The following is a 14,492-nucleotide window of genomic DNA, read 5'->3' on the forward strand; positions in this document are numbered from 1 at the left end:
TTCGCGCCCGCCACCTAGTGCCCCCGCTTCTGCCCGCCGCTGAGGAGATCGGCGATCACCCGCTCCAGATCGTCGAGCGAGATCGGCTTCGCGATCTTCGCGTTGTCCACCCGCTCCACGAACTCGCGCGCGCTCGACGTGAACGCGCCGCCCGACATGAAGGCCATCTTCGGCTGGAGCTGCGGGAACCGCTCGCCGATCTCGTCGTAGAGGGCCATCCCGCTCATCTGCGGCATCAGGAGATCGCAGACGATCGCGTCGATCCGGCCGCCGCGGTCCCGCAGGAGGTCGAGCGCCTCGTGGCCGCTCTTCGCCACGAGCACCTCGTGCCGCTCCTCGAACGCGCGCGCGAACGCGTTGAGGAGCATCGGCTCGTCGTCGACGAACAGGATCGTCCCGCGCGACGAGGCGCGCGGCGGCTCCGGCGGCGGGCGCAGCGCGGGCAGATCCGCGGGGTTGAGGCCGGTCAGGCGGATCGTGAAGACGGTGCCGATGCCGGGCGTGCTCGACACCGTCATCGTGCCCTGCTGCTCCTCGACGATGTTGCGCGACACCCAGAGCCCGATGCCCGGGCGGGCGCTCTCCTCCTTCGTCGTGAAGAACGGGTCGAAGATCCGCTCGACGACCTCGGGGGTCATGCCGCGCGCGTTGTCCTCCACCTCGACGTGGTGGACCCCGTCGTCGAAGCGCGCCGTCACGCGCACCATGTTCTCGTCGCGCGGGCGGTTCGGCATCGCCTGCGCCGCGTTGATGAACAGGTTCACGAACACCTGCGAGAGCTTGCCCGGGTAGCCGACCAGCGGGGGCATCTCGCCGTAGTGGCGCTCGATGCGGCAGAGCTGGCTGAGCTGCGGCCCCGTCATCCGCAGCGCGAGCTCGATCACGTCGACGAGATCGACCCGCTCGGGCTTGCGCTCGCTGCTGCTCGAGAAGAGGTTGAGGTCCGTCACGATGTCGCGCATCCGCTCGACGCCGGCGAGCGCCTCGTGGCAGGACCTGTCGATGAGATCGATGGCGCGGAGCAGGTCCTCGTAGGAGCCCGACGCGACGGGGCGCGCCGCCGAGACGAGCTTGTGCGCCCCGCTCCGGATCTGCTCCAGGTTCGCCATCACCCACGCCATGGGGTTGTTGAGCTCGTGCGCGACGCTCGCGGCGACCTGGCCGATCGAGGCGAGCTTCTCGCTGTGGAGGATCTGCGCGCGGCGCGCGACCTCCTCGGTGACGTCGCGCATGAGCGCGAGCGAGGCGTCCTCGCCGTAGAGCCGCGTGATCCGGACCGTCATCACCTTGGTCAGCCCGGCGCGCGTCGCGCAGCGGATGGTGGCCTCCCGGGGCGCCTCGGACCGGGACGCGGACATCACGAGGGCGCGCAGCGCCGGCACGTCCGCCGCGACCGCGAGCGCGGTGATCGGCCGGCCGATCCACGCCTGCCGCGAGTGCCCGAAGAGCACCTCGAACCGCACGTTCAGCCGCGTCAGCATCCCCTCCTGGTCGATCGTCGCGAGGACGTCGGACGAGAGCTCGACGATCTCGCGGTAGCGCTCCTCGGAGGCGAACAGCGAGCGCTGGGCGTACGCCTCGGCGAAGCGGTGCTCGAACTGGAGCAGCAGCGCGTCCACGGCGCGGAGCACGTCGATGGCGGACGTGCCGTCCGCGTCGCCGTCGTCGTGCGTCGTGTCGAGGACGCCCGCGACCGCGGTGCGGAACTCGGATGCGGCGATGAGCGGACCGCTGATGGAGTACCCGGTCGCGTAGCGCTGCTCGACGAGGTGCGTGATGAACTCGTCGAGCAGGGTCTCGCTGCCGTCCTCGAGGATCCTGGTGAAGGCGGCGAGCCAGGAGCGCACGTTCTCCGTCACCTCGCCCACGGGCCGGTCGGTGTACCGGCCGCGCTCCGGCGGCAGCGCCAGCACGTTCTCGATCCAGTCGTCGATCAGCTCGTCCTTGTGCCGCTTGCAGAGCTCGAGCAGCCGCCGGCGCGCGAGCGCCATGGACGTCTCCGCGTGGCTCGGCGGCGCGTGGACCTGCGAGCGGCGCTCGCCCTCGCCCCTCGACTCCGGGACCTGCGAGCGGCGCTCGCCCCTCGACTCCGGGACCTGCGAGCGGCGCTCGCCCCTCGACTCCGGGACCTGCGAGCGGCGCTCGCCCTCGCCCCCATCGCGCGCGCCCCTCGACTCCGGGAGCTCGCGCTTGGCCTCCTCGTCCGCTGCCATCGCTGCTACCTGCCGCGGAGGACCTCGCAGCCCATGAACGCCCGGAGCGGCTCCGGCACGACCACCGTCCCGTCCGCCTGCTGGTACTGCTCGAGGATCGCGATCACGGTCCGCCCCACGGCGAGCGCCGACCCGTTCATCGTGTGGACCAGCCGCGGCTTCGCCTTCGGCTCCGGCCGGTAGCGGATCTGGGCGCGGCGCGCCTGGAAATCGCCGAAATTCGAGCAGCTCGAGATCTCGCGGTAGCCCCCCTGGCCGGGCAGCCACACCTCCAGGTCATACGTCTTCTGCGCGCCGAAGCCGAGATCGCCGGTGCAGAGCGCGGAGACGCGGTAGTGGAGGCCGAGGCGCTTCAGCACCTCCTCGGCGTGCGAGGTGAGCAGGTCGTGCTGGCGGGGCGAGTCCTCCGGCGCCGAGAACCGCACGAGCTCGACCTTGTCGAACTGGTGCTGCCGGATGAGCCCCCGCACGTCGCGCCCGTGGCTGCCCGCCTCGCTGCGGAAGCACGGCGTGTACGCCGCGTAGGCGATCGGCAGCGACGCGCCGTCGAGGATCTCGTCCGCGTGGAGGTTCGTGACCGGGACCTCCGCCGTCGGGATGAGGTAGAGGTCATAGGCCCGCTCCGGGTCGCTCTTCTGCGTCTTGAACAGGTCCTCGGCGAACTTGGGCAGCTGGCCCGTGCCGAACAGGGCCGAGTCCTTCACGAGGAACGGCGGCAGCACCTCGAGGTAGCCCTGCTCGCGCGTGTGCAGGTCGAGCATGAACGAGATGAGCGCCCGCTCGAGGCGGGCGGCCGCGCCCATCAGCACCGTGAACCGCGCGCCCGAGAGCTTCGCCGCGCGCTCGAAGTCGAGGATGCCAAGGGCCGTGCCGATGTCCCAGTGGGACTTCGGCGCGAACGAGAAGCTCGGCTTCTCGCCCCACGTCCTGACGACCACGTTGTCCTGTTCTCCGGCGCCGTCGGGCACCGACGGATCCGGCAGGTTGGGGACGCTGGAGAGCAGCTCGGTCATCCCCTTCTCGAGCTCGGAGACGACCTGCTCGGCCTCCTTGATCCTCGCGGACAGGCCCTTCAGCTCGTCGCGCTTCTGCGCGAACTCCGGCGACTTCTTGTCGAGGCGCGCCATCGCGTCGTTCGCCGCGTTGCGCTCCGCCTGCCACCGCTCGAGCTCCTGGACCTTCGACCGGCGCGTGCTGACCGTGGAGGCGAAGTCGTCTCCGAGGGTGGCGGCGGCGGCGGGCGAGCGACGAGCAAGCGCCGCGCGCACCTCACCGAGGTGATCTGCGACGTAGCGGGGATCGAGCATGCCCCAGGGTCTAGCCGAAGCCAGCACGCGCGTCAGCAGCCGCGAGGCGCCGCTCCGCATTCGGGAGGGGGCCCGCTCCCCGCCGGACCGGGTGGGCGGGGAGCGGCGTGGTGAGCAGGCGCTAGGCCGTGGCGCCCAGGCTGCGCAGCACGAACTGGAGGATGCCGCCGTGCTGGTAGTAGTCGACCTCGTTCGGCGTATCGATGCGCGCGGTGACGGTGAACGTCGTCGTCTTCCCGCCTTCCCCGATCGCGACGACGCTCAGCTTCTTGCCCGGCGTGAGGTTGTCCGAGATGCCGTCGATCTTGAACACCTCGCGCCCGGTGAGCCCGAGCGTTCCGGCGTCCTCGCCCGGCGCGAACTCCAGCGGGAGCACGCCCATGCCGACCAGGTTCGACCGGTGGATGCGCTCGAAGCTCTTCGCGATGACCCCGCGCACGCCGAGCAGCTTCGTCCCCTTGGCCGCCCAGTCGCGCGACGACCCGGTGCCGTACTCGGCGCCGGCGATCACGAGCAGCGGCACCTTCTCCGCCTTGTACCGCATGGCCGCGTCGTAGATCGTCGTCTTCTCCCCGTCGGGCAGGTGCATGGTGATGCCGCCCTCCTCGCCCGGGCGCAGCAGGTTCTTGAGGCGGATGTTCGCGAACGTGCCGCGCATCATCACCTCGTGGTTGCCGCGGCGGGCGCCGTACGAGTTGAAGTCGGCGGGCGCGACGCCGTGCTCGCCCAGGTACTTCGCGGCGGGGCTGTTCTTGGCGATGTTGCCGGCCGGCGAGATGTGGTCGGTCGTCACCGAGTCCCCGAGCAGCGCGAGCACGCGCGCGCCGTGGATGTCGTGGAGCGGCTCCGGATCCTTCGACAGCCCCTCGAAGAACGGCGGCCTGCGCACGTACGTCGAGGCCTCGTCCCACACGAACGTCTGGCCGCTCGGGATCGAGAGCTTCTGCCACTCCTCGTCGCCGGCGAACACGTTCTCGTACTGCGTCTGGAACTGCTCGGGCCGCACCGCCGTGCGGATGGCCTCGTTGACCTCGGACGAGCTCGGCCAGATGTCCTTGAGGTACACCGGATCGCCGTTGCGATCGGTGCCGACCGGCTCCTTGAAGAGGTCGGCGTCGACGTCGCCGCGCAGCGCGTAGGCGACGACGAGCGGCGGCGAGGCGAGGAAGTTCATCCGCACGTGCTGGTTGATGCGGCCCTCGAAGTTGCGGTTGCCGGAGAGGACGCTCGCCACGACGAGATCGTTGTTGCGGACCGTGTCGCCGATCACGTCCGGCAGCGGCCCGGAGTTGCCGATGCACGTCGTGCAGCCGTAGCCGACCAGGTGGAAGCCGAGCGCCTCGAGGTACGGCAGGAGCCCCGCCTGGCGCAGGTAGTCGCTGACGACCTTCGACCCGGGGGCGAGCGAGGTCTTCACCCACGGCTTCACCGTGAGCCCGCGCTCGACGGCCTTCTTCGCGAGGAGGCCCGCGCCGAGCATGACCGCCGGGTTGGAGGTGTTGGTGCACGACGTGATCGCGGCGATCACGACCGAGCCGTGGCGCAGCGTGTAGCGCGTGTCGCCCTCGGTGATCTCCGCCGGGCGCATGAGCTTCTCGAGCGCGGGCGCGCGCGCGGCGGCGGCGCCGGTCTCCTCCACGAGGAACGCCTTCACGGCGGTCGCGTCGGCGGCGGCGAACTCCTTCTCGAGCATGCCCTGGAGCGAGGCGCGGAAGGCGCGCTTCGCGTCGCGGAGCGGGACGCGGTCCTGCGGGCGCTTCGGGCCGGCGAGCGACGGCTCGACCTCGCCGAGGTCGAGCGAGAGCGTGTCGCTGAAGACCGGGTCCGGGGTGCTGTCCGTGCGGAACAGACCCTGCGCCTTGTAGTAGGCCTCGACGAGCGCGACGAGCGGGGCGGGCCGACCGGTGAAGCGCAGGTAGGCGATCGTCTCGTCGTCGACGGGGAAGAAGCCGATGGTGGCGCCGTACTCGGGCGCCATGTTGGCGATCGTGGCGCGGTCCGGGAGCGAGAGCGCGCTCAGGCCGGGACCGTAGAACTCGACGAATTTCCCGACGACCTTCCTCTGCCGCAGCATCTGCGTCACCGTGAGGACGAGATCGGTCGCGGTGGCGCCCTCGGGCAGGCTGCCGTGGAGCTTGAAGCCCACGACCTCGGGGATGAGCATCGAGAGCGGCTGGCCGAGCATCGCCGCCTCGGCCTCGATGCCGCCGACGCCCCAGCCGACGACGCCGAGCCCGTTGATCATCGTGGTGTGCGAATCGGTGCCGACGAGCGTATCCGGGTAGGCCAGCGTGCCCTGCCGCATGACGGCGCCCGCGAGGTACTCCAGGTTGATCTGGTGGCAGATGCCCTGGTCGGGCGGCACCACGCGGAAGTTCGTGAACGCCTGCGCCCCCCAGCGGAGGAAGGCGTAGCGCTCCTCGTTGCGCTCGAACTCGAGCGCCGCGTTGACCTTCAGGGCCGTCGTCGACGCAAACTTGTCGACCTGGACCGAGTGGTCGATCACGAGGTCGACGGGCTGGAGCGGGTTGATCTTGAGCGAGTCGCCGCCGAGCTTCGCGATCGCCTCGCGCATGGCCGCGAGGTCGACCACGGCGGGGACGCCGGTGAAGTCCTGGAGCAGCACGCGCGCGGGGTGGAAGGCGATCTCCTGCGAGGGGCGGGCCTTCGGGTCCCAGTTGAGGACGGCCTCCACGTGCTCCTTGCGCACGACGCGCCCGTCCTCGTGGCGGAGGAGGTTCTCCAGGAGAATGCGGAGCGAGAAGGGGAGCTTGTCGAGCGAAGCGCCGCCTTGCGCCAGCGAGGTGAGCTTGTAGTAGGTGTATGTATCGGCTTGAACCGTCAGCGTGCTCTTCGTGCCAAAGCTGTCGACCATGCGGCCTCCTCCAACGTCCGAAGCGCCTTGTAGGCGCGCCGAAGGCGCTAATCTAGTGTTATGTGCGCGCGTTTCACTCTCGCCGTTCCGGACTTTGCGTCCCTCGTGGCGATGCTGGAGGCGGCCCTCGGTGTAGGCGCCGCGGGCGGTGGCCCCGCTCGGGCGATCGTCGCCGACCCGAAGGCGGCCGCGCTCTACCGGCCTCGGTACAACATCGCTCCCTCGACCGTCCACCCCGTGCTGCGCGCGCAGGGCGGCCAGCGAGAGCTCGTGCCGGCGACCTGGGGCTTCGCGGGGCGCTTCGCCAGGGGCGGCGCGGCGCCTTCGCTCCTCGCCAACGCGCGGGCCGAGAGCGCGCGGACGAAGCCGACGTTCCGCGGGGCGTTCGCGGCGCACCGCTGCGTGGTGCCGGCGGACGGCTTTTACGAGTGGACCGGGCCGAAGGGTGCGCGGCGGCCGACGTGGTTCCACCCGGCGGGGGGCGGGCTGCTCCGCCTCGCCGGGCTGTACCAGCCGGCGAAGGACCCCGACACGGGGGAGCGCGACCTCCGCTTCACGATCTTGACCACCGAGGCGAGCGCCGACGTGGCGCCGGTCCACGACCGCATGCCGGTCCTCCTGGAGCCCGGGGACGTCGATCTCTGGCTCGGCGACGGCGACGGCGCGGACGCTGAGCGGGCCGAGGCGTTGCTCCGGCCGGCGCCTCGCGGCTCCCTCGCGGCGCGCGCCGTCTCGCCGCGGGTCAACTCGGTCGGCCACGACGACCCTGCCCTGCTGCAGGAGGTCGCGGCGGAGGCCGCTGCCTCGAAGGCCGCTGCCTCGAAGGCCGCTGCCCCGAAGGCCGGCGGCACGCTTCCGCTCTTCGACCTGGATGGCGGCGCGGGGCCCACCGTCCCCCCCGGACGGACCCCGCGCCGCTGACGCTCACCGGCGTTCCGGTGTACCGCGATCTCAGCGCGCGGAGGCGCTGCTCGTGCGACCGCCCTTGCGGCCCGTGCGGCTCGTCTTCGCAGGCCGGCTCGCCTTGCGCGTGGGCGCGGCTCGCCCGGTCTTCGCCGGCGCCGCGTCCGCCGCCTTCTTCCGTCCGGTCGCGGCTGCGGCGCCGCGACGGCCCTTCTGGGCGCCCCGCGCCGGCTCGGCGCGCTGCGTCGATGCGCGCTTCGCGGGCGGACGCTTGGCCGCCGCCTTGCGCGCCGCCGGCTTCGCCGCCCGCGTGCGGCGACCGGTGACGGCGGGCATGCTCTTCGCGACGAGCTTGCTCAGGAGCGCCTCGACGTCGCCCTCGCGCACCTGGTCGAAGCGCGCCTCCAGGCGGGCGCCGAGCTCCTCGAGGCGCTCGGCGCCCATGGCGCTCTCGACCTGGGGGAAGAGCTCCTTCTCCTCCTCCTCGACGTGGTGCTGCACGAGCTCCTTGAGCACACTCAGCCTGGCGTGAAAGGTTTCGTCACCTGGCTTGGTGCTGAGCAATTTCTGCAACATGATCTCGACGAGGGAGTGCTCCTCGTACGAGGTCGGGATCAGGGGGGAGGAGCCGAGCGCCTCCCGGGTCTGGGGGTAGAAGAGCTCCTCCTCGATGGCCGCGTGGCCGACGAGGCACGCCACGAGCTCGTCGCGGAGCGCGCTGATCTCGTTGCTGTCAGCCTGCGCGATGCGCTCGAAGAGCTCGTCGACTTCCTGGTGCTGCTCCTTCAATAGGTCGGTCGCCTTCATGCGGGGACTCCTCTCACGGAAAGATGAAGCGCCATCGCGGCGCTTTGCCTGTGCGGTCTGCGGCGTGTGCGCGAAGCATGCCAGGCGCCCGGCGCGCGCGGAGCGAGCGCATCACGCGCACGCGGTCGCGCGCGAAGCGGGCGCGTGACGCGCACGCGCGGGCGCGGGCGTACGTCGATCTCGACGCCGCGCGCGGGCGCCGTGGGGAGCGCGGGGCGGGGCATGCTGCCTCGCAGCGGGGCATCATGACGTCGCGGAGCGCGATCGCGCGCGGCCTGCGCGATGTCGCGGACGCCCGCGCCCGGCGCCGGCGCGCCGCCCGGGCGCCGTCAGCGGGCTGTCGTCTGCGCGCGGGCGCGGCGTCGCGCGGGCCTCATTGTGCGCCCCATACGTTGAGCACGGCCGCCGTCTCCGCGTCGATCGTGGCCGGCTCCCTTTGCGCCGCCGGCGCGCGCAGGGACAGGTCGAACGTCACGGTGCGTCTGAAGAGCGACACGGTGGCGAGCGGCATCACCTCGCGGCGGTTGAAGGCGCAGGTTGGGTCCACGTCGAGGTCGCAGAGAAAGGGGGGAACACCGAGCCGCCCCGAAAGCACGAGGTTACCCCAGCGCGTGGAGTAACGATCGCCGAGGGCGGCGATCTGGGGGTCGCGCTCGACGCCCTCGAGGCCCGAGGCGACGGCCGCCAGATCCTTCCCGAGCGGTTTGCGGGCGAACGAGAGGCCGAGGGAGGCGACCGCGGTGCGCGCGATGTCGATGATCTCGGTCGGGGCAGAGACGCGCTGGCCGGCGTAAAGGTCGCCGGGAAAGTGGACATAAAGCGGGAGCGTCAGGACCGGCTCCTGGAGGTCGAGGCTCTCGGCGTAGAGCGTGGCGTCGGAGCGCCCGCTGGCCAGGTCGCCGGTGACGATGAAGAGGGTCTCGTCCCACAGGCCGGCGGCCTTGAGGGTCCCGATGAGGTTGCCGAGGGCGCGGTCCTGGCCGGCGAGCGCGATGGAAAAGAGGTCGCGGATCCGGTCCCGATCGTCGGGGCTGAGGACGCTGCGGCGCCGGTTGCGCAGCCTGGCCAGCACCTGCGCGGCGCTGCGCGGCTCGATCGAGCCGGCGTAGTCGGCGGGCTTGAGGGCGTTCAGCTCCTTCGGGCCGACTTCCCAGGGCGGGTGGCCGCCGCGCGCGTGGACGAACGCGAGCAGGCGGTTCCCGGCGTCCTGGCGGACGGTCTCGCTGATCCAGGCGGCGGCGGCGTCGATCGGGGTGGTGGCCGGCTCGCCGCTGGTCGGGGGGTGCTCGAGGACGCGGGACCAGCCGGGTCCGAAGCCGAACGCCCGGAAGGTGGTGGGGACACCGGTGAAGAAGCCGGTCCGGATGCTGCTGTCGCTCGCGATGGCGCCGAGGGTGGTCATGCGGGCGGGGAGGCGGGCCCCTGTATCGGTAACGGTATGGGCTGGCGGCGGCAGTCCGGTGAGCAGCGACGCGACCACGGCGGACACGACGGTGCTCGGGCCCCGGTGGTGATCGAACGTCGTCGCCGACGTGGCGAGCTCGGACAGCGTGGCGAGGTGCGGCTCCGGGCGACCGCTCCAGGGGGGCAGATCGGGCCGCTCGACCCCGTTCAGGGCGACGATCACGACGGCGCGCGCCGCGGGCACGGACGGCGGGGGCTCCGGTGATCCGGCGAGGACGGGGTCGCCGAAGAGGATGCGTCCGCCGCGGGTGGCGGCGCGGAGCTCGAGGGAGATGAGGGAGCCCGCGAAGGGCGCGAGCGGCAGCTCGATGTCGGTCCAGGTCGCCTTGTCGCCGCCCTCGACGTGGACGCGATGGATCACGAGGGGCTCCTGGCCGTCGCGCAGGACGCGGATCTCGGCGTCACCTTCCGCGGAGCCCTGCGCGCCGACGGCCGTGCGGAGGCGGGTCAGCCTGGAGGGGCGGAAGGCGCAGCGGACGGCGCCCGGGGCGCGCAGCGCGATGGACCGGTGCGGGACGCCCGACAGCGCCGCGGCGGGCGCGACGACGTCGCGCAGGGTCGGGGGGCCGTAGGTGGTCGGGTCCTCGTCGGGGATGCCCACGCGGACCCAGTCGACGTCGGCAAACGCCTCCCCTGCGCGGAGCCGTCCCGAGAACCGGATCGTGAGGGTGTGCAGGCCGGGGTCGGCGGGGAGCGTGGTGGTCGGGGTCGAGGCGATCCGGATCTGATCGCGCTGGAAGCGGAGGGTCCCGAGGAGCTGGTCGTCGAGGGAGATGGTGGCGTACCGGGAGGCGAGGCCGACCGCGCGGGCGGACACGAAGATGGAGCTCGCGGACGGCAGGACGAACGTGAGCTTGATCTGTCGGTCCGAGATGCGCGCCCAGGTGGATCCAGCGTGCTCGACCGCGTGGATGCCGGTGGGCACGGTCCCCTGCCAGGCGAAGCGGCCGAGGAGGGCGCCGGCGCCTGTATCGAACAGGAGCCCTCGGTGCTCGATGTCGCAGTTGGGCAGCTCGTCGACGAGGTGCACGAGGTCGCGGGCCGGGGGCAGCTGCGGCGCTGCGGGGCTCGCCGACGCCGCCGCGGCGCCGGCCGGAAGATCGCGGGTCGACGTCTCGCACCCGGTGCAGCCGGAGAGGAGCGCGGCCGCGGCGCAGAGGAGCGTGAGCGCGGCAGAGGGGTGGCTGGGTCGGATCACGCGGGCGCGCACGGGGCGTGCTCTACCACGAGCGGCGTTTCCTGCCTGTGGTTGGGCACCCGGGGCGGCGCGGGCTGATTCGACGGCGGGGGCGGCGCATCCGGCGCGGTCAGCGGCGCCACGGCGGCGCGATGCGGAGCCGGGTGAGGCGGCCGGCCTTGACGAGCACGAAGCGCACCCGCTCCTCGTCCCGGAGCTTCGCCCGGATCTCGTAGACGCCGTCCTTCGGCGCGAGCGGCAGCTTGGCGCTGCCGGTGCCCACCTTCCGCCCGTCCACGAAGAGCGTGTCGCCCGACCCGGCGATCACCTCCAGCATGCCGTGTCCCCCGGGGACCTTGTGCTCGGCGGCGAGCGGCAGATCCTCGGGGAGCACGGGGTTGGCCGTCGTCTCGCCGATCGGTCCGGCGGCCGCCACGGCCGGCGGCGCGGCGGCCGCCTCGGCAGCGCCCGGCGTGGCGGCGACCGGAACCTCCGCCGCTGGCGCGCTCGGCGGCTGGGCGGGCGGCGGGGCGCTCTGCAGCTCGTGATCGCGCGACAGCCGCGCGGCCACCGCGAAGACGAACGCCGCCACCGCGAAGAGGACCCACATGGTCAACCGGTTGTCGCGGGCGGGCGGCGACGGCGTGGGCACGTAGGCGGACGGCCGGCGCACCCGGCGCGGCGTGGGCGACTCGTCGACGGAGGGCGCCGGGGCAGGCGCCGCGCCTCGCGCTGCGGAGGGCGCGGGCGCCCTCAGCGCCACGGGCGCCGGAGCCGGTTCCTCGGCGACCGGGGGCGGCGGGAGCGAGCCGAGCGTCACGAGCCGCTCGGGCCTCGGGTACTCCAGCGCGGGCAACGTCGCATCCGGCCGGCGCGGCGCCGGCCGGACGCCCGCCACGGCCGGCGTCGCGCTCGCGAGCGTCGCGGCCTCGGCCGGCGGGGTCCATGTCGCGCGCGCGCCGACCACATCGCCCTGGAGCTCTGCGAAATCACTCGGGATTCTGGCGCTCGCCAGCGCCCTCGCCTCCGCCCTGAGCGCGCTCGCAACCGCGGTGGTCTCGTCGTCGCCGTCGACCGACACCACCGGGATGGACGCCGCCGACCCGGGCGCTGACACCACCGACCTCACCGAGATCGAAGCCGCCGAGCCCGGCGTGGACACCGCCGAGATCGGCGCCACCGAGCCGGGCACCACCGTGAGCTGGTCATCGGCGAGCTCGACCGGTCCGCGCGACGACGCGGCGGCGTCGCCGCCGAGCTCCGTCAGCAGCGCCACGACCGGAGCAGCCCGCTCCGGGGTGCGCCGCACGCCGCGGAGCGTCTCCTCCTCGTGGATCACGGCGGGCGCCAGCAGGTCCTCTCCCTCGCGGCCGATCACGCGCCGCACGCCGCCGCGCGCCGCGACGTCGTTCAGCACGTCCTCGACGAGGCTCGCGGCGAACTCGCCCGAGGTGATCACCGATCGCGGCGAAGTCCCCCGGGCGAGCGCCTTCAGGAGCGACCGCGCCGGCTCGGGTGTCGCGTCGATGGTGGCGCCCATCCCCTCCAGATCGAGGATGACGCGCTCGGCCTGCATCAGGGGCGGCCCGTGGAGCAGCCGCTGTGCCGCCCGGGCCGCGGCGATCGCGGGCACGAGCTGCTCTGCGAGCGTCCCCTCGAACCCGGGGCGCGGCGGCGCCTCGAGCTCGCTCTCCGGCGCGGACGCCACCGCGAAGCGGCCGGAGCCGACGCCGAGCAGCGCCGCGAGCACCGCGGGGCCGCGATGGAACGTCCCGTCCTGCGCCGTCCGGGTCGCGCCGGCGGGGCGGCCATCCTTGATCAGCACCTCGTACAGGAACGCGGCGTCGCGCACCGACACGAGCGCGTCAGGCCGGCGCGCGCACGCGAGCGACAGCAGCGTCCGCGTCGTCATGCCGTCGAGCCGCCCGCGGACCTCACCACCGGTGGCGATGCGCTCGGCCACGCGCCGCCTGCCCCGCAGGACCTCGTTCACCCGCTGCACGAAGGCCGCGGCGCTCGCCTCCTTGCGGAGGTAGCCGTCGGCCTGGGCGCCGAGCTCGCGGAGCCGCTGGAGCAGGTCTTCCTTCCAGGACAGCAGGATGACGGGCACGTCGCGCAGCGCCACGTCCCGCTTGAGCGCCCGGCAGAGGGCGAAGCCGTCGAGGCGCGGCATGAGCACGTCGCTCACGACCAGATCCGGCGTCGTCTGGTACGCGAGGTCGAGCGCCCGCGCCCCGTCGTGCGCCTCGTGCACGTTCGCCCCCGCGGCCCGGAGCACGCCGGCGAGGAACCACGTCACCGCCGGATCGTCGTCCGCGACCACGATGTCCATCGCGTCGAGCGCCGCGTCGACCGGCGCCGCGGCGGACGCGGCGACCCCGCGCGCCGGCGCCTTCGCGCGGATCTCGCTGTGCAGCCTCGATCGGTCGCCCTCGGGCGCGCTCGGCGCGGTCATCCACGGCGCGAGCGGCAGCGCGCCCTCCGGACCGTTCGGCGAGAACCGCACACCGCCGTGCGAGCGGATCGTCACGAGATCGCGGATGCGCGCCACCGCGCCCCAGAGCGCCGCGAGGACCTCGGCGCCGTCGCCGAGATCCACGTGCTCCCCGCGGCTCCTCGGCTCGGCGGCGTCGCAGAGCCCGCGGCGCAGCTCCTCCGCGAGGCGCGCCCCGAGCTCGTCGAGGCTGACGGCCCCGAGCGGCCCGCGCGCGGCGCGCGTGTCGTCAGAGCGCACGCAGATCGCCGCGGCCTCGGCGGCGGCGCGCCGGAGCGCGTCGGGTGACGCCGGCTTCGCGAGCGCGCGCGCGGCGCCGAGCGCAATGTACGGGGCCGCGTCCTCCGGTCGGGCGAAGCGCCCCACGGCGACGACCGGGCAGAGCTCGGTCAGCGGGTCGGCGGCGAGCGCCTCCGCGAGCCCGCGCGCGCCCGGCAGATCCGCGTCGAGCAGGACAACGTCCGGCGCGAAGGCGCGCGCGAGATCGATCGCCGTGTCCACGTCGTCGGTGCGCTCCACCTCGAACGACGGCCCGGCGCCGGCGCTCCCCGGATCGAGCGCCCCGGCGAGCGGCGCGCCGCCCACGACCAGCACCGTGATCGACGCCTCGAGCGACGCGGCCTCCGGCGCCTCGGCGGAGAGCGCCTGCTCCGCGCTGCGCGGCGAGGACGCGCGCCCGCTCGCCTCCTCGTCGTCATCGAGCGTGAGCGGCCCGGCGGCGAGCGCGCGCCCGTTGCTCACCCCCGCGATCCAGGTCGTGCTCTTGCCCTTCGCACCGCCTGCGTCCGCGGCCTCCTGCTCGGCCTCGGCGCAGCGCGCGCTCGCCGGTCCGGCAGCGTGCGCGCGCTGCGCCACGGCCTGCTCGCGCGGCGCCTCCACCTGCTCGCCGATCGCCGACTGCCCCCATGCCAGGGCGGGCAGCTCCTCGAGCATCTTCCGCAGCGCCGCGGCGACCTCGCCGGTCGGCCGGCCGCCGCTCGCGCCGATGAGCTGCGACTCTCCTTCGGCGAGCCGCTCGGCGACCCGCGCGAAGCGCAGGAGCCGCGCCCCGGCGCCGAGCGAGTGCAGCCGCCGCTTCAGCTCCTCCGCGAGCCGCGGCGCATCGTCGTCCGCCTCGATCCGCCGGACCATCGTGCGGAGCTCGGCCACGCGGCGACCCAGGTTCGCCACGAACTCGGCCCGCGCCCCGCCCAGCCGCTCGTGCCGAGCCTCGCCCGCTGCATTGCTCCGCGGTCCCGCGTGCTCCACCGCC

At 73.5% G+C, this 14,492-nt stretch carries 7 protein-coding genes; 1 reads left to right on the forward strand and 6 read right to left on the reverse strand.

The features are described 5' to 3' along the window. Positions 1-14 precede the first annotated feature (14 nt). From WMF36_RS42585 to acnA, 3 genes are all read right to left on the reverse strand, one after another. On the reverse strand, positions 15-2,213 hold the full coding sequence (locus WMF36_RS42585) for an ATP-binding protein (protein WP_437576578.1): 2,199 nt from the start codon (positions 2,211-2,213) through the stop codon (positions 15-17). A gap of 5 nt (positions 2,214-2,218) precedes the next feature. Next, positions 2,219-3,520, reverse strand: coding sequence for a serine--tRNA ligase (gene serS, locus WMF36_RS42590; protein ID WP_437576579.1), 1,302 nt, complete (start codon positions 3,518-3,520; stop codon positions 2,219-2,221). Between the two features lie 121 nt (positions 3,521-3,641). Further along, on the reverse strand, positions 3,642-6,395 hold the full coding sequence (gene acnA, locus WMF36_RS42595; RefSeq protein WP_437576580.1) for an aconitate hydratase AcnA: 2,754 nt from the start codon (positions 6,393-6,395) through the stop codon (positions 3,642-3,644). A gap of 60 nt (positions 6,396-6,455) precedes the next feature. On the opposite strand from acnA, the gene WMF36_RS42600 reads away from it, so the two are divergent. Next, the gene (locus tag WMF36_RS42600) at positions 6,456-7,316 is read left to right on the forward strand and encodes an SOS response-associated peptidase (RefSeq protein ID WP_437576581.1); all 861 of its coding nucleotides are present in this window, start codon (positions 6,456-6,458) and stop codon (positions 7,314-7,316) included. 30 nt (positions 7,317-7,346) lie between these two features. On the opposite strand, the gene WMF36_RS42605 is transcribed toward WMF36_RS42600, so the two are convergent. The 3 genes from WMF36_RS42605 to WMF36_RS42615 all read right to left on the reverse strand — a co-directional run bounded on the left by WMF36_RS42605 (position 7,347) and on the right by WMF36_RS42615 (position 14,488). After that, positions 7,347-8,105, reverse strand: coding sequence for a hemerythrin domain-containing protein (locus tag WMF36_RS42605; RefSeq protein WP_437576582.1), 759 nt, complete (start codon positions 8,103-8,105; stop codon positions 7,347-7,349). A gap of 373 nt (positions 8,106-8,478) precedes the next feature. Then, positions 8,479-10,779 carry a sulfatase-like hydrolase/transferase gene (locus tag WMF36_RS42610; protein WP_437576583.1) on the reverse strand — a complete coding sequence of 767 codons (2,301 nt, stop codon included), beginning with the start codon at positions 10,777-10,779 and terminating at the stop codon, positions 8,479-8,481. Between the two features lie 97 nt (positions 10,780-10,876). Continuing rightward, positions 10,877-14,488 (reverse strand): response regulator, encoded by a 3,612-nt coding sequence (locus WMF36_RS42615; RefSeq protein WP_437576584.1) that lies wholly within the window; start codon positions 14,486-14,488, stop codon positions 10,877-10,879. Between the last annotated feature and the right edge of the window lie 4 nt (positions 14,489-14,492).

It is taken from the genome of Sorangium sp. So ce887 (assembly GCF_051521455.1).
Classification (GTDB): Bacteria; Myxococcota_A; Polyangia; order Polyangiales; family Polyangiaceae; genus Sorangium.

Coding starts and splice junctions, on each gene's coding strand:
- WMF36_RS42605 (WP_437576582.1), bottom strand. CDS start 8,105: ATGAAGGCGACCGACCTATTGAAGGAGCAGCACCAGGAAGTCGACGAG.
- serS (WP_437576579.1), bottom strand. CDS start 3,520: ATGCTCGATCCCCGCTACGTCGCAGATCACCTCGGTGAGGTGCGCGCG.
- WMF36_RS42585 (WP_437576578.1), bottom strand. CDS start 2,213: ATGGCAGCGGACGAGGAGGCCAAGCGCGAGCTCCCGGAGTCGAGGGGC.
- WMF36_RS42600 (WP_437576581.1), top strand. CDS start 6,456: ATGTGCGCGCGTTTCACTCTCGCCGTTCCGGACTTTGCGTCCCTCGTG.
- acnA (WP_437576580.1), bottom strand. CDS start 6,395: ATGGTCGACAGCTTTGGCACGAAGAGCACGCTGACGGTTCAAGCCGAT.